This is a genomic window from Psychrobacillus sp. OK028 (assembly GCF_900103605.1).
Classification (GTDB): Bacteria; Bacillota; Bacilli; order Bacillales_A; family Planococcaceae; genus Psychrobacillus.
Genome location: NZ_FNHY01000001.1, coordinates 437,355 through 451,884 on the forward strand (window position 1 = coordinate 437,355; position 14,530 = coordinate 451,884).

A 14,530-nucleotide genomic window follows, 5' to 3' on the forward strand; every position below is an offset into this window, starting at 1 on the left:
GAATATTGAATGGAGGATTTTTTATGAAAAATAAAATTTTATTTTTTGATATTGATGGAACTATTTTAGATCACGACAAAAATATTCCTGAAGGGGTAGAAGAATCACTTCAAAAAGCTAGAAATAATGGACATGAAATTGTCATTTCCACCGGACGCTCTCCTTTTACTGCTCAATCAGTGTTAGATCGATTGAAGGTAGATTCTTTTGTTTGCTATAATGGGCAAATTGTTCAGTTTAAAGGGGAAATATTACATAAGGGAATTATTGAGAGAGAAGAGCTTAAACAGTTGACGGATTTTGCAAATGAAAGAGAGCAGCCGATAGTTTATATGGATAGTGATGAGATGGTTTCAAGTTTACCAGATCATCAAGATGTATTGGAAAGCATATCTACACTGAAGATAAACTTTCCACGTTATGCTGAAGGATTCTTTTTAACAAATGATATTCATCAAGCGCTAATTTTTTGTAGCTTGGAAGAACAAAAGGAATATGAACAAGCGTTTCCAAATTTAAAATTTGTCCGTTGGCATCGTGTATCCTGTGATGTACTTCCGAAAGGCATTTCAAAAGCTAAAGGAATGGATTTATTATTGAAGCATATTGGTAGGGGACCCGAAGATGCAATTGCTTTTGGAGATGGTCTTAATGATATCGAAATGCTTCAATTCGCCGGGACAAGTGTTGCGATGGGGAACTGTGTTGAAGAGTTAAGAGAACACGCTACGTTTGTGACCGAACATGTATCAGAAAGCGGCTTAACAAACGCAATGAAGAAATTAAGTTTAATCTAAAGGAGTTTACTAGATGTCCAAAAGGTATGTCCTCATATATGGGGATGCATTTGTCGATTATATTGCCGAAGATCAAAGCAATAGTCGTTTTACAAAATTTTTAGGAGGGGCTACCGTAAATGTTGCTGCAGGTGTGGCACGTCTTGGGGCAGCTTCTTCGTTTATCACCGTCACAGGTGAAAATGAAACGTCAGAATTCGTTCGAAATGAATTAATTGCAGAAGGTGTGGACTTATCATTTTCTCAAATAGTACCAGAAAAAGAGGTAAGCGGAGTTTACATACATCTATTGGAAAATAATGAACGTCACTTCGCTCATTATGTAGATGCGACACCTGACATCCAAGTAGACTTCTCTTCTATTGAGTGCGAGGCAATCCAGCAGTCTTCCGTATTTCATTTCTGTTCGGGAACTCTTTTTCATCCAACAGCTCTTGCAACTACAAGAAAAATTGTAGAAAGCATGAAAAAATCCAATGTTACTACTTCCTTTGACACCAATATTAGACCGTTGCGCTGGGAAAGTGAGGAGTTGTGTAGAAAAATTATTTCTTCCTTTTTTGAGTTTATTAATATACTGAAGTTAACAGAAGAAGAGCTCTTCTTTTTAACGCAAACGACATCAATAGAAGAGGGAATTAAATCCTTACAGCCATATAATATCGAGGCATTACTTATAACAGTTGGCTCGGAAGGCACTTATGCGGTGATAAATGGGGAAGTTGTTCATGTTCCTGTAGAAAAAGTAATTCCGATTGATACAACTGGAGCTGGAGATGCTTTTGTAGCAGGTATTCTTTCTAAAATTTTTTTGGAAGGGCATCCTTCAACTAAAGAAGACTGGATTCGTTATATCGCTTTTGGCAATAAGTTAGGCGCAATATGCGCAACTAAGTCGGGTGCATTGTCAGCTATGCCAAGGCTCATAGATATTAAACAATAAAGTATTAAGGAAAATCGCAAATCTGAAGCTATAAATCGCAAGTAGGACACTTCGAATCGCAATATAACTAGTCCAAATCGCAAGTAGGACACACGAAAGTGCAATATATAGATAAAACGCCAGTTCTACAATTGTAGAACTGGCGTTTTATATTAAGCTCGTTCATATGGAACTGAATCTGGAATAGGAGCATAAGGATTCTCTTTGTTTATATGATCATAAAACATAATGCCGTTTAGATGATCTAGCTCATGCTGGAAAGCAATTGCAGGTAATCCTTTTAAACGTTTTTTGAATGGAGTACCGTCTGGGTAAAACCCTGTTGCAGTTATACGTGCGTATCTTGGGACATATCCTTCAATTACTTCGTCTACAGATAAACAGCCTTCTCCAGCAGTTATATACGTTTTTTCCACAGAGTGGCTGATTATTTTTGGGTTGACTGCTACAAAGCTCACTTCTTCATTGTTTTCGTCTTCCAAATGGAGTGCGAACATTCTTTTGTTCGCATTTACCTGTGGAGCAGCGATTCCAATTCCTGGGCGTATTTTATATTTCTCTACCAATTCATCATCTTGACTGTTAACAACATATTCTAATAGTTCATTTGCTAGTGTTAAATCTTGCTCTGATAATGGGAAGGTCATTTCCTCCGTTTTTTTGCGTAAAGATGGATGTCCATCTCTGACAATATCATTCATTAAAATCATTTTAATCGTCCTTTCAATGTTCATATATCTATTATAGCGAAATTTGACTATTTACTAAACAAAAAACAGCCTTTTGGTCAGTTGAATTTAGAGCCTAATACAATTATAGTTGAATGGGTATAGGGGGTTACATGATGAAACTAAGCAAATATATTATCATGTTCAGCAGTATTTTATTACTTACTGGCTGTAATTTTGGAGAATCAACAGAAGAAAAGCTATCAAACATCTTAACAGAAATTTATGATTTAGAAGCTGATTATAGAGATGTACAAAAAGAATTGGCTGAAACAGAAACAAAAGAACAAGCAAACTTTCAACAAATGATGGAATTGACTAAGGATCAAAAAGAAGAGCTTACTTCGATGGTAGAAGATACAGCAACTCTTTTGGATGCTAGATTAGCATTAGTTGAGAAAGAAGCGGCATCTTTAAATGCTACTTCTGATGGGATTAGTAAACTTACTACACTTATTTCAGAAACAAAAGAAGCGTCCGATAAAGAAAGTTTAAAACAAATGGAAACTACCTTGAAAGAGCGGATTGCAGCTTATGAAGAACTGACGTATAACTATAATGAGCTAGCTACAAAGCAACAAGATTTATACAATATGTTAGTGGATGACTCTGCGGATGTTACTTCAATACAAGAACAAGTACAGGTAGTAAATAAGCATAATGAATTAGTAAAAGAATCTGTTCAAAAGTTTAATGAGGCAACAAAAAGGGTAAATGAAGTGAAGGACGACGTCTTAACTTCACTACAGAAAGATGAAAAATAAAAAAGCAGCTCTGCTTAGAGCTGCTTTTTTATATAATTATAGTAAACTGATATAATACAGACATAAATTACGAGTAATACAGATAGAAGGAATTTTAATGTTTTGACAATTAAATTCCTTAATTTCATATGATTGACCACTGATTTATTCTTGAGTATACTAAAAGAGAAATATCGTTGTACTACTATATTTAAAAGAAAATCTTAATACAGAAGAAAAGGAGAGATGTAATAATGGCTGCAAACAATCCAGCGCAGTTAGACCCTATGAAAACGCTTCAAGAAATTGAAGAAAAGTTTGAAATGTTTCAGATTTTAAACGAAGAAGGGGAAATAGTTAACGAGCAAGCAAATCCTAACCTATCAGATGAGGAATTAGTAGAATTGATGAGCCGTATGGTTTATACACGTATTTTAGATCAACGTTCTATTTCTTTAAACAGACAAGGACGTTTAGGTTTCTATGCTCCAACAGCAGGTCAAGAAGCTTCTCAGTTAGCATCTCAGTATGCTTTGGAAAAAGAAGATTTTATCCTACCTGGTTATCGTGATGTACCACAAATTGTTTGGCATGGTTTACCTTTATGGCAAGCTTTTCTTTTCTCACGTGGGCATTTTATGGGGAACCAAATTCCTGAGGGTGTAAATGTTTTCCCACCACAAATCATTATTGGTGCTCAGTTTATCCAAGCGGCTGGTGTTGCTCTTGGAATGCAAAAACGTGGTAAAAAAGCGATTACAATCACTTATACAGGTGATGGTGGATCATCACAAGGAGATTTCTATGAAGGTATTAACTTTGCTGGGGCTTTCCGTGTACCTGCAGTGTTTATCGTTCAGAACAATCAATTTGCGATTTCAACACCTCGTGAACTACAAACTTCTGCAAAAACAATAGCTCAAAAAGGTATTGCTGCTGGAATTCCAAGTGTTGTAGTAGATGGTATGGATCCACTTGCTGTTTATGCAGCTACTAAAGATGCTAGAGAACGTGCGATTAAAGGAGAGGGGCCAAGTCTGATCGAAACTGTATGTTACCGTTACGGTCCACACACAATGGCAGGAGATGACCCTACTCGTTACCGTACCTCAGAAACAGATTCTGAATGGGAAAAGAAAGATCCATTAGTTCGTTTCCGTAAGTATCTAGAAACTAAAGGTATTTGGAATGAAGAAAAAGAAGCAGAAGTAATTGAAAAAGCTAAAGAAGAAATAAAAGAAGCAGTTAAAAAGGCAGATGCAGCACCAAAACAAAAAGTAACTGACCTTATAAATATAATGTATGAAGAAAATCCATATAACTTAGATGAGCAACTAGCTTACTACACTGAGAAGGAGTCGAAGTAACCGATGGCACAAATGACGATGATTCAAGCAATTACGGACGCACTCCGTACAGAGCTTAAAAATGATGAAAACGTTCTAGTCTTCGGCGAAGACGTTGGCGTTAACGGCGGAGTTTTCCGCGCAACAGAAGGATTACAAAAAGAATTCGGAGAAGATCGTGTGTTTGATACACCACTTGCAGAGTCAGGTATTGGTGGTCTTGCAGTAGGTCTATCCTTACAAGGGTTCCGTCCTGTTCCAGAAATTCAATTCTTTGGATTTGTATTCGAAGTAATGGATTCTATAGCTGGTCAATTAGCTCGTATGCGTTTCCGTACTGGTGGAGCATTTAATGCGCCTGTAACTATCCGTTCTCCATTCGGTGGTGGCGTTCATACACCAGAAATGCACGCAGATAGCTTAGAACTTTTAATGACTTCAACACCTGGAGTTAAAGTTGTTATTCCTTCCACTCCTTACGATGCAAAAGGTTTATTAATCTCTGCAATTCGTGATAATGATCCAGTAATTTATTTGGAGCATATGAAGTTATATCGTTCATTCCGTGGCGAAGTACCTGAAGAAGAATATACAATTCCTCTTGGAAAAGCGGATGTAAAACGTGAAGGATCAGATTTAACAATTATTGCTTATGGTGCGATGGTTCACGAAAGCTTAAAAGCTGCAGAAGATCTTGAAAAAGAAGGGTATTCTGTAGAAGTAATCGACTTACGTACAGTGCAACCATTAGATATTGAAACAATCATTGCATCTGTTGAAAAAACAAATCGTGCTATGGTTGTACAAGAAGCACAGAAGCAAGCTGGTATTGCAGCAAACGTTGTAGCTGAAATTACGGAGCGTGCAATTTTAAGCTTAGAGGCTCCAGTATTACGAGTAGCTGCTCCTGATACGGTATTCCCATTCTCTCAAGCAGAAACAGTTTGGTTACCTAATTCTAAGGATATAGTAAATACAGCTAAAAAAGTTTTAACATTCTAATATAAAATCTGTTATAGAAAGGGTGAATACATTGTCATTTGAATTTCGATTACCAGATATCGGTGAAGGTATACATGAAGGTGAAATTGTTAAGTGGTTTGTAAAACCAGGCGATGAAGTACAAGAGGACGATATTTTATGTGAAGTACAAAATGATAAAGCTGTTGTGGAAATTCCTTCTCCTGTAAAGGGAAAAGTTACAGAAGTTCTTGTAGAAGAAGGAACCGTAGCTATAGTTGGAGATGTACTTGTGAAGCTGGATGCACCTGGTTATGAGGACCTTAAATTTAAAGGCGATCATAGTGATGAGGAAAAGACAGAAGCGCAAGTTCAGGCAACTGCAGAAAATGGTCAAGCTGTAGAAAAAGAAAAAGTAGAAACTCCTAATAAAAATGAAGATACTGCTGATACTGCAACAGAAAAAACAGTAACTCAAGAACAACCAAAAGGTGATACACGTGTTATTGCAATGCCATCTGTTCGTAAATTTGCTCGTGAAAATGAAGTAAATATTGTAGAAGTGAATGGTTCAGGTAAAAACGGACGCGTGTTAAAAGAAGATATTGAAGCATTCTTATCTGGAGATCAAACTTCAGCTAAAGAAGAAAAAGTAGAATCTACAAATGTGGAAGTTGAGCAATCACCAAAAGCTTCAGCACCAGTAACTTTTGAAGGTGAATTCCCAGAAACTAGAGAAAAACTTTCACCGATGCGTAAAGCAATCGCAAAAGCAATGGTACATTCCAAACATACAGCTCCACATGTTACATTAATGGATGAAGTAGATGTAACTGAACTTGTTGCACACCGCAAAAAGTTCAAAGAAATTGCAGCTGAAAAAAATATCAAGTTAACTTACTTACCTTATGTAGTGAAGGCTTTAGTAAGTACACTTAGAGAATTCCCAGCGTTAAACACATCTTATGATGATGATACAAACGAGGTAATCCAAAAACATTACTTCAATATTGGTATCGCAGCAGATACTGATAAAGGATTATTAGTACCAGTTATCAAAAATGCTGACCGTAAATCTGTATTTGCAATTTCAGACGAAATTAATACACTTGCAGGAAAAGCGCGTGATGGTAAACTTGCTGCTGCTGAAATGAAAGGCGCATCTTGTTCTATTACCAATATTGGTTCAGCGGGCGGCCAATGGTTCACTCCAGTTATCAATCATCCAGAGGTTGCTATTTTAGGAATTGGTCGAATTTCCGAGAAACCTGTAATAAAAAATAGTGAAATTGTGGCTGCACCTGTGTTAGCATTATCATTGAGCTTTGATCATCGAATGATCGATGGTGCGACTGCACAACACGCGTTGAACCATATGAAACGTTTGCTTAGCAGTCCAGAACTATTATTAATGGAGGCGTAAAAAATGGTAGTAGGAGATTTCCCAATCGAAACAGATACACTTGTAATAGGTTCAGGCCCTGGAGGATATGTTGCAGCTATTCGCGCAGCACAAACAGGACAAAAAGTTGTAGTTGTGGAAAAAGAACATATCGGAGGAGTTTGCTTAAACGTGGGATGTATTCCTTCAAAAGCATTAATCTCTGTTGGTCACCGTTTTGAACAAGCAAAACATGCTGATGATATGGGAATTACAGCTACAGATGTAACAATCGATTTCTCTAAATCACAAGCTTTCAAAGACAGTGTGGTAAAAAAACTAACTAGCGGTGTTTCTGGATTGTTAAAAGGAAACAACGTGGAAGTAGTAATGGGCGAAGCATATTTCGTTGATGCTAACACTGTTCGTGTAATGGATGAAAAATCTGCGCAAACATATACATTTAAAAATGCAATTATTGCAACAGGATCTCGTCCTGTAGAAATTCCAACTTTTAAATATTCTAAACGTGTATTAAACTCTACTGGTGCATTAAGTTTATCTGAAATTCCAGAGAACTTAGTTGTAATTGGTGGTGGATATATCGGTACTGAACTAGGTTCAGCATTTGCTAACTTAGGTTCAAAAGTTACTATTATTGAAGGTGGCGACGATATTCTAGCTGGCTTCGAAAAACAAATGACAACTATTGTTAAAAAAGGCTTGAAGAAAAAAGGCGTTGAAATAGCAGTAAAAGCATCTGCTAAAGGCGTAGAAGAGTCTGACACTGGCGTAGTAGTTACTTATGAAGTTGGCGGAGAAGAGAAAAAAGTTGAAGCTGATTACGTTTTAGTTACAGTAGGCCGTCGTCCAAATACAGATGAAATGGGTCTAGAAGAACTTGGCCTTAAATTCGCTGAGCGCGGATTATTAGAAGTAGACAAACAATGTCGTACAAGCATTTCTAATATTTATGCTATTGGTGATATTGTAGCAGGTCCTCAACTTGCACATAAAGCATCTTACGAAGGAAAAATAGCTGCAGAAGCAATTGCTGGTCAAACTTCTGTTGTAGATTACTTAGCAATTCCTGCTGTCTGCTTTACAGATCCAGAAATGGCTACAGTTGGTCTAAATGAAGCGCAAGCTAAAGAACAAGGTTATGACGTTGCTGCTGGGAAATTCCCATTCGGCGCAAACGGTCGTGCTCTTGCTCTAAATGCTACTGATGGTTTCGTTAAACTTGTTTCTCGTAAAGAAGATGGTTTATTACTTGGAGCTCAAATTGTTGGTCAAGGTGCTTCGGATATGATCGCTGAACTAGGTTTAGCTATCGAAGCAGGAATGACTGTAGAAGATATTGCAATGACTATTCATGCTCACCCAACTTTAGGTGAAATTGCAATGGAAGCTGCCGAAGTAGTTATGGGTCATCCAATTCATATTCTATCTAAATAATTTTTCTTAAAAAGACTTGTCGCTTATGTGGCAAGTCTTTTTTTATATCCATTTTGGGGTTAGTTGGAATAATGGGGCGTTTAGTTGGAAAAACGAATTGTTTAGTTGGAATTTTGATCATGTTAGTTGGAAAGATTAACGCTCAAGTTGGAATAGTAATTTTATTCCATCAAATTTGGATAAAAGTAGTAATAATATACCCTACTATCCAACTCTTTCACCTGTTAAAATATAGTGGAAGGGACAGGTGTTTAGATTGAAACTTACGACTTGGATAATGTCAGCGATAATATTACTTGGACTTTCTGCATGCAGCAATGTAGATGAAAAACCAGAAGTAGAAAAAGAAACCGAGGAAACAACCCCAGTATCACAAGAGCCTGTAGAAGAAGTGGAAGAGGCAGTTGAGGAAGAAGTAATTGTGGAGGAGACTGAACCACTATACCATTTGAACGAAGCAAACTGGACTCTCGAGCCGATTAAAGATGCAAATCCGAAAGCAGTGTTACTGACAATCGATGATGCTCCTGATCGATACGCAGTAGAAATGGCAAAAACATTGAAAGAGTTAAATGCACCGGCTATCTTTTTCGTAAATGGACACTTTATTAATACGGATGAGGAAAAAGCTAATTTAAAGGCAATATACGATATGGGATTTTCTATTGGAAATCATACTCAAACACATGTAAATTTAAAAGATAGCTCTGAAGAACAGCAAAAGGATGAAATTTTGAAAGTTAATGAAACAGTAGAAGAGGTTATAGGTGAAAAGCCTAAGTTTTTCCGTGCTCCTTTCGGAGTTAATACCGATTTTAGTAGGTCTCTTGTTTCGCAAGAAGGGATGCTTTTAATGAATTGGACGTACGGATATGACTGGGAAAAACAATACATGGATGCAGCGAGTTTAACAGATATTATGGTGAATACTGAATATCTGACGAATGGTGCAAATTTATTAATGCATGATCGTGAGTGGACTGCAGATGCTCTACGAGGTATTGTTGAGGAATTACGTGCAAAAGATTACGATTTTATTGATCCAACAACGATTAAAGGAATTGAATAATCTAAACACCTTTGGAATATTTCAAAGGTGTTTTTTTACATAGACAATGTGTTTTATTAGGCGTAAAATTATTCCCTATATATCTATGAGTATGTAGGAGGTGGCATATATGGTTAAATTTATACGAATTGTTTTCCAAGTATTTATCTTATATTTATTTTCATTTGTTGGATCTTGGGTTGTAGATAGCTTTTCTCTTCAATTTCCGGGAAGTATTGTTGGTTTAATATTACTTTTTGTTTGTTTGTATTTTAAAATCGTACCGGTTCAATTTATAAAAGATGGAGCTGGATTTTTATTAGCATTTCTCGCTTTGTTTTTTGTACCCGCTACAGTCGGAATTATGGAATATCCAGAAATTTTCTCATGGGTTGGTTTAGGAATTATTTTATCCATAGCCATTAGCACGATTATAAGTATTGTTGTTTCTGGTAAGTTTTGCCAGTACTTGGAGAAAAAACTTTTAGAAAAGGAGCAGGTTGAATGATAGCAGTTCTGATGATAATAGGAACGATCGTTCTCTTTTATTTAATGACTATCGTTTATAAAAGATTTACCTATCCGTTATTGATCCCTATTTTCTCTACTACGGTATTGCTTGTTCTCATATTAGTTACGAATAATATACCTTATGATACATATATGTCGGGTGGAAAGTGGATAAATGAATTATTAGGTCCGGCTGTTGTTAGTATGGCCTATCCTCTATATATTCATCGTGAGAAAATTATTAAATATAAGGTTCCAATTATTTTGAGTGTATTATGTGCTCTTCTTTCTGGTTTGGTTAGCATCACTGTATTATCTAGGTTGTTGTCATTTGAGGAACATGTTTTATTATCATTATTACCGAAATCCATTACTACACCAGTTGCTATCCCGATTAGTGAGGCAGTAGGTGGGGTTCCGACATTAACAGCTGTGTTTGTTATTTTCGCGGGGTTAGTAGGAGCCATACTTGGACCAATTATCTTCCGAGTCTGTCGTATCGACCAAGCGATAAGTCGCGGGATATCTGTAGGGAGTGCATCGCATGGTATTGGTGTTTCCAAACTTACGGAATATGGTGAGGAAACGTTGACAATGGGATCTGTATCAATGACTTTAAGTGCGATATTAGGGTCCTTTGTATGCCCGTTGTTTGCGCTATTAATCTAATAATTCTCTGTTAAAGAATGCAAAGAGGAACCCCTATTTAGGAGTTCCTCTTTAGTTATTTAAAATATTGCTTGATGTTCTTTTATAACCTGAATCATTTCAAGTGTGTCGTCTTCGGGACCTTGCACGGGTAGGCCAGCTTCAATATTCATCGTAATATAATCGATATTACCTTGCGTAATTATTTCCCCGGGAATAAAAATCGGAATGCCAGGTGGATAGACCATCACGAATTCTGCAGATATACGTCCACTTGCTTCTTTTAATGGAATAGACTCTGTAGCTGCATAAAAAGCATCTCTTGGTGACATAGCAAGTCCAGGAATTTCGGGAAGTGTAACAGATGGCTCCACGACTACAGCATCTGATTCGTGAGCAGCTACCATTCTTGAAAGAGCATTTACGAGTAGATTAACTTCTTTTTTTGTATCTCCAAGCGTTATTAGGCATAGTATATTATACAAATCCGAAAGTTCTACTTCTATATTTGCTTTTTCTCTTAACCAAATTTCAGCATCATATCCTGTCATTCCTAAATCTTTTACACTTATTAAAAGCTTAGTTGGGTCCATATCAAACGTAGCGGACGTTTGTAATATTTCTTCCCCAACACAGCGAATATGTGGGATTGCGTTAATCCGTTTTCGAGTATCTTTTGCAAGTCGAATAGCATCGCCGATTAAATCCTCTCCATGAATGGCTAACTGACGACGTGCAGTATCCAATGATGCAAGCAACGGGTAAGACGTAGAAGTTGTCGTTAGCATGGACAAGATAGACTGAACACGTTTAGTCGAAACTAAACCCTCTTTGACATTAAGTATAGAGCTTTGTGTCATCGATCCACCTAATTTGTGGACAGAGGTAGCAGCCATATCTGCACCAGCTTGCATTGCAGAAATAGGAAGCGAATTATGAAAATGAATATGAACGCCATGTGCTTCGTCTACTACTACAGGAATTCCCTTTGCATGAGAAAGTTCTACAATTCTTTTAAGATCTGCAGCTAAACCAAAATAAGTAGGATTAATCACTAATAATCCTTTTGCATCTGGATGAGCCTCTAAGGCTTTCTCCACTGACTCTACGGAAATACCATGAGAGATTCCTAATTCTTTATCTACCTCTGGATGAATAAAAACTGGTATTGCTCCTGCAAATACAATAGCAGACATAATCGATTTATGGACATTTCGTGGAACAAGAATTTTATCTCCAGGTCCACAGATTGTAAGTATCATAGTCATAATAGCACCACTTGTCCCTTGAACAGAGAAAAAAGTTTCATCGGCTCCAAATGCTTCTGCTGCCAATTGTTGTGCTTGTTTAATAACCCCTTTAGGAGAATGTAGATCGTCTAAAGGTGCGATATTGATCAAATCTATTGAAAGTACATTATCTCCAACGAACTCTCGAAACGCAGGATCCATTCCTTTTCCTTTTTTGTGTCCAGGAATATGAAACTGGATTGGATGACGATTACGATGCTTTAGTAATGCATCGAATAATGGAGTTTCTAATTGTGACAACGTTCATACCACCTTAAGTTAAAATTTTTAAAACAAAAGAAATTATAGCATCTCATGTTCATTAATACTATTAAAAATTATTGCAGTTTGTATCAATCGTAGAATTTTATTACACTATTAATATATGGGAGGGAGTAAGAAATGACTTTTAGAACTAGGGTAACAGAATTGTTAGGTACAAAGCTTCCAATTATTCAAGGTGGTCTAGCTTATTTAGCATACTCTGATTTATGTGCAGCAGTCTCAAATGCTGGGGGACTAGGGCAAGTTACAGCAATGAGCTTGAAAACACCAGAAGAGCTAAGGGAGGAAATACATAAAGTAAGGAAATTAACGGATAAACCTTTTGGAGTGAACTTTGCTATTGGTCAAACAGGTAGACCTTATGAACATATGCTACAAGTTGCAATCGAGGAGGAAGTTCCAGTAATATCGATGACTGGAGGGAACCCAGCTCCAATTTTAGACAAACTAGCAAATACATCGATTAAAAAACTAGTTTTAGTTGCAGCTAAACGACAGGCTCAAAAGGCAGAACAGCTGGGAGCAGATGCAGTAATGGTCGTTGGACAAGAAGGTGGAGGACATCTTGGTAGAGATGATGTAGGTTCTATCGTACTTATCCCTCAAGTGGTCGATGCTGTGTCCATTCCGGTTATTGCTTCTGGTGGTATTGCTGATGGTCGTGGATGGATGGCTGCTCATGCACTTGGAGCAGAAGGAATTGAGATGGGGACAAGGTTCATTGCTACAAAAGAATGTGTGCATGCATCGGCTGCCTATCAAAATTCACTTATAAATAGTGGAGAAATGGACACAGTAGTTATTAAGAAATCTATTGGAGCTCCAGCAAGAGCTATTAAAAATAGTTGGACAGAAACAATTTTAAGTATTGAAAAAGAGAATCCAACATATGATGCTCTTAAGGACTACATTAGCGGTGAGGCAAATAAGCAATTCATTTATGAAGGCGATGAACAAAAAGGATTTGGATGGGCAGGCCAATCTGTCGGTTTAATCGAAGATATACCTTCCGTACAAGAACTGTTTAATCGGATGGAAAAACAAGCGTTGGACATACGAAATATGTGGAAATAATAGGAGGTAGTAACAGATGGAGTACACATACCCTTTTTCATTAGACTGGTCTACAGAAGAAATTGTTGATGTTGTGCAATTTTTTGAAGCAATAGAAAAAGCATATGAAAATGGCATCAAACGTGAGGAACTTATGAAAAGATACCGAAGATTTAAAGAAATAGTGCCTTCTATTGCGGAAGAAAAAACATACTTTCGTGAATTTGAAAAAGAAAGTGGTTATGTGAGTTTCCCTATTATTAAAAAGATGAAAGAGCAACCGGACGGCGCTATCATCAAGGGATAAGAAATGCCTCCTATACCCGAATAAGTATAGGAGGATATAATTTATTTCATCTGAATCATCGTTTTATAAATTGGTATTAAATGATCAAATGTTTCTTCCGCCATTTTTAAAAACTCATCCTCGGAAAGTTGCACTGCTTCTTCCTTACTAATATGACGACCCACTAAAAATTCTGCCTTTTTTACATCTCTTAATCGCACTAACAATTGCTCGAGGCCAACTTTCTTTTCCTTTTTTAATAAGGACGCTTCTGGTTTCATATGGTCACCAGAAACAATAAAATCTGCAGGCAGTTTGTTAAATAATCCTTTTTTCTTTAATAATCTTTCCGCAATGGCTACTTTATCTGGTGCTTCATAAATTACCGCCAATATGATGAAAGCATGGCTGCCCCATAATCCTATTTGGAAATGTGGTAAAGCTTTATATCCTCTTTTATAAGGTGCAAATGCGACCCAGCTATCCTTCGGAGGATTCACAGATCGTCTCGCATGTTTTGCTACATGCGGATAGTATTCAGATCCAAGTATTGTAGAAAAATAATGGCTATAATGATTGCCTAATTCCTCAAATTTAGGTCTGACCTTTTCGATTAATGCAGCCATTCTGTTTTCAAGTCCATCTATTTGAAAAACATTAAAATCATCTTCTGTCCAAAATGTTTTGCTCATATGTAAACTCCTTTCAACTTCTATGTTTATTTTATAGGAAATTTGGGTAAAAATCTTGTAAGTAGTATTTTTCAGTAGACATTATTCTTATGGTAGCATATTTTATTATAAAGAATGTTCTGAATATTACGATATAAAATTAGAAGGGGTGGTAGTGATGAGACAGGTAGTGCATATTATTCGAAAAGAAGACATGGAAAAAGAAAAAATCCATACATTAAAAATGGAATTAGACTATGAGTTAGCAACTTTATATGATGCGATGACAAGCAACAATGATAAAGAAATTACAGCTTCTAAAACTCGATTAGCTGAGATTCACCAGCTTTTGGAGGAACTCAATGCTCTCGATTAATGTTCCAA

At 36.8% G+C, this 14,530-nt stretch carries 16 protein-coding genes; 13 read left to right on the top strand and 3 right to left on the bottom strand.

Annotation, left to right across the window (positions count from 1 at the left end; all coding sequences use genetic code 11):
- The first annotated feature begins 23 nt into the window (after window positions 1-23).
- On the top strand, window positions 24-797 hold the full coding sequence (locus BLR36_RS01760) for a Cof-type HAD-IIB family hydrolase (RefSeq protein ID WP_093059813.1): 774 nt from the start codon (window positions 24-26) through the stop codon (window positions 795-797).
- A gap of 13 nt (window positions 798-810) precedes the next feature.
- Window positions 811-1,740: a carbohydrate kinase family protein gene (locus BLR36_RS01765; RefSeq protein WP_093059815.1), complete on the top strand. Its 930-nt coding sequence runs from the start codon at window positions 811-813 to the stop codon at window positions 1,738-1,740.
- 152 nt (window positions 1,741-1,892) lie between these two features.
- On the opposite strand, the gene def is transcribed toward BLR36_RS01765, so the two are convergent.
- The gene (gene def / locus BLR36_RS01770; protein ID WP_093059817.1) at window positions 1,893-2,450 is read right to left on the bottom strand and encodes a peptide deformylase; all 558 of its coding nucleotides are present in this window, start codon (window positions 2,448-2,450) and stop codon (window positions 1,893-1,895) included.
- 134 nt (window positions 2,451-2,584) lie between these two features.
- On the opposite strand from def, the gene BLR36_RS01775 reads away from it, so the two are divergent.
- The 8 genes from BLR36_RS01775 to BLR36_RS01815 all read left to right on the top strand — a co-directional run bounded on the left by BLR36_RS01775 (window position 2,585) and on the right by BLR36_RS01815 (window position 10,583).
- On the top strand, window positions 2,585-3,232 hold the full coding sequence (locus BLR36_RS01775; protein ID WP_175453941.1) for a YkyA family protein: 648 nt from the start codon (window positions 2,585-2,587) through the stop codon (window positions 3,230-3,232).
- Window positions 3,233-3,465: 233 nt separating this feature from the next.
- Window positions 3,466-4,578 (top strand): pyruvate dehydrogenase (acetyl-transferring) E1 component subunit alpha, encoded by a 1,113-nt coding sequence (pdhA, locus tag BLR36_RS01780; RefSeq protein ID WP_093059821.1) that lies wholly within the window; start codon window positions 3,466-3,468, stop codon window positions 4,576-4,578.
- Between the two features lie 3 nt (window positions 4,579-4,581).
- Window positions 4,582-5,559 (top strand): alpha-ketoacid dehydrogenase subunit beta, encoded by a 978-nt coding sequence (locus tag BLR36_RS01785; RefSeq protein WP_093059823.1) that lies wholly within the window; start codon window positions 4,582-4,584, stop codon window positions 5,557-5,559.
- Window positions 5,560-5,590: 31 nt separating this feature from the next.
- Window positions 5,591-6,940, top strand: coding sequence for a dihydrolipoamide acetyltransferase family protein (locus tag BLR36_RS01790; protein ID WP_093059825.1), 1,350 nt, complete (start codon window positions 5,591-5,593; stop codon window positions 6,938-6,940).
- Window positions 6,941-6,943: 3 nt separating this feature from the next.
- On the top strand, window positions 6,944-8,356 hold the full coding sequence (gene lpdA, locus BLR36_RS01795) for a dihydrolipoyl dehydrogenase (protein ID WP_093059827.1): 1,413 nt from the start codon (window positions 6,944-6,946) through the stop codon (window positions 8,354-8,356).
- Between the two features lie 277 nt (window positions 8,357-8,633).
- Window positions 8,634-9,425, top strand: coding sequence for a polysaccharide deacetylase family protein (locus tag BLR36_RS01805; protein WP_093060270.1), 792 nt, complete (start codon window positions 8,634-8,636; stop codon window positions 9,423-9,425).
- Between the two features lie 109 nt (window positions 9,426-9,534).
- Complete coding sequence (locus BLR36_RS01810; protein ID WP_093059831.1) at window positions 9,535-9,912, top strand: CidA/LrgA family protein; 378 nt, start codon at window positions 9,535-9,537, stop codon at window positions 9,910-9,912.
- Window positions 9,909-10,583, top strand: a complete 675-nt coding sequence (locus BLR36_RS01815) for an LrgB family protein (RefSeq protein WP_093059833.1) — start codon at window positions 9,909-9,911, stop codon at window positions 10,581-10,583. The genes BLR36_RS01810 and BLR36_RS01815 overlap by 4 nt, the downstream gene beginning before the upstream one ends.
- Window positions 10,584-10,642: 59 nt before the next feature.
- On the opposite strand, the gene BLR36_RS01820 is transcribed toward BLR36_RS01815, so the two are convergent.
- Entirely contained in the window at window positions 10,643-12,112 is a 1,470-nt protein-coding gene (locus BLR36_RS01820) for an aminotransferase class I/II-fold pyridoxal phosphate-dependent enzyme (protein WP_093059835.1), read from the bottom strand.
- A gap of 141 nt (window positions 12,113-12,253) precedes the next feature.
- Here BLR36_RS01820 and BLR36_RS01825 point away from each other — a divergent pair, with 141 nt between their 5' ends.
- Both BLR36_RS01825 and BLR36_RS01830 read left to right on the top strand, forming a co-directional pair.
- Window positions 12,254-13,210 (top strand): NAD(P)H-dependent flavin oxidoreductase, encoded by a 957-nt coding sequence (locus tag BLR36_RS01825; RefSeq protein ID WP_093059837.1) that lies wholly within the window; start codon window positions 12,254-12,256, stop codon window positions 13,208-13,210.
- 16 nt (window positions 13,211-13,226) lie between these two features.
- Window positions 13,227-13,496, top strand: coding sequence for a UPF0223 family protein (locus tag BLR36_RS01830; protein ID WP_093059839.1), 270 nt, complete (start codon window positions 13,227-13,229; stop codon window positions 13,494-13,496).
- Window positions 13,497-13,537: 41 nt separating this feature from the next.
- On the opposite strand, the gene BLR36_RS01835 is transcribed toward BLR36_RS01830, so the two are convergent.
- A complete protein-coding gene (locus tag BLR36_RS01835; RefSeq protein ID WP_093059841.1) occupies window positions 13,538-14,167 on the bottom strand; it encodes a YktB family protein in 630 nt (209 codons plus the stop codon).
- Window positions 14,168-14,324: 157 nt separating this feature from the next.
- Here BLR36_RS01835 and BLR36_RS01840 point away from each other — a divergent pair, with 157 nt between their 5' ends.
- Window positions 14,325-14,522, top strand: coding sequence for a hypothetical protein (locus BLR36_RS01840; RefSeq protein WP_093059843.1), 198 nt, complete (start codon window positions 14,325-14,327; stop codon window positions 14,520-14,522).
- Window positions 14,523-14,530 lie beyond the last annotated feature (8 nt).

What these genes read in the sequence shown, in the direction of transcription:
- BLR36_RS01760 (WP_093059813.1), top strand. Translation starts at nt 24, where the DNA reads ATGAAAAATAAAATTTTATTTTTTGATATTGATGGAACTATTTTAGAT.
- BLR36_RS01765 (WP_093059815.1), top strand. Translation starts at nt 811, where the DNA reads ATGTCCAAAAGGTATGTCCTCATATATGGGGATGCATTTGTCGATTAT.
- def (WP_093059817.1), bottom strand. Translation starts at nt 2,450, where the DNA reads ATGATTTTAATGAATGATATTGTCAGAGATGGACATCCATCTTTACGC.
- BLR36_RS01775 (WP_175453941.1), top strand. Translation starts at nt 2,585, where the DNA reads ATGAAACTAAGCAAATATATTATCATGTTCAGCAGTATTTTATTACTT.
- pdhA (WP_093059821.1), top strand. Translation starts at nt 3,466, where the DNA reads ATGGCTGCAAACAATCCAGCGCAGTTAGACCCTATGAAAACGCTTCAA.
- BLR36_RS01785 (WP_093059823.1), top strand. Translation starts at nt 4,582, where the DNA reads ATGGCACAAATGACGATGATTCAAGCAATTACGGACGCACTCCGTACA.
- lpdA (WP_093059827.1), top strand. Translation starts at nt 6,944, where the DNA reads ATGGTAGTAGGAGATTTCCCAATCGAAACAGATACACTTGTAATAGGT.
- BLR36_RS01805 (WP_093060270.1), top strand. Translation starts at nt 8,634, where the DNA reads ATGTCAGCGATAATATTACTTGGACTTTCTGCATGCAGCAATGTAGAT.
- BLR36_RS01810 (WP_093059831.1), top strand. Translation starts at nt 9,535, where the DNA reads ATGGTTAAATTTATACGAATTGTTTTCCAAGTATTTATCTTATATTTA.
- BLR36_RS01815 (WP_093059833.1), top strand. Translation starts at nt 9,909, where the DNA reads ATGATAGCAGTTCTGATGATAATAGGAACGATCGTTCTCTTTTATTTA.
- BLR36_RS01825 (WP_093059837.1), top strand. Translation starts at nt 12,254, where the DNA reads ATGACTTTTAGAACTAGGGTAACAGAATTGTTAGGTACAAAGCTTCCA.
- BLR36_RS01830 (WP_093059839.1), top strand. Translation starts at nt 13,227, where the DNA reads ATGGAGTACACATACCCTTTTTCATTAGACTGGTCTACAGAAGAAATT.
- BLR36_RS01835 (WP_093059841.1), bottom strand. Translation starts at nt 14,167, where the DNA reads ATGAGCAAAACATTTTGGACAGAAGATGATTTTAATGTTTTTCAAATA.
- BLR36_RS01840 (WP_093059843.1), top strand. Translation starts at nt 14,325, where the DNA reads ATGAGACAGGTAGTGCATATTATTCGAAAAGAAGACATGGAAAAAGAA.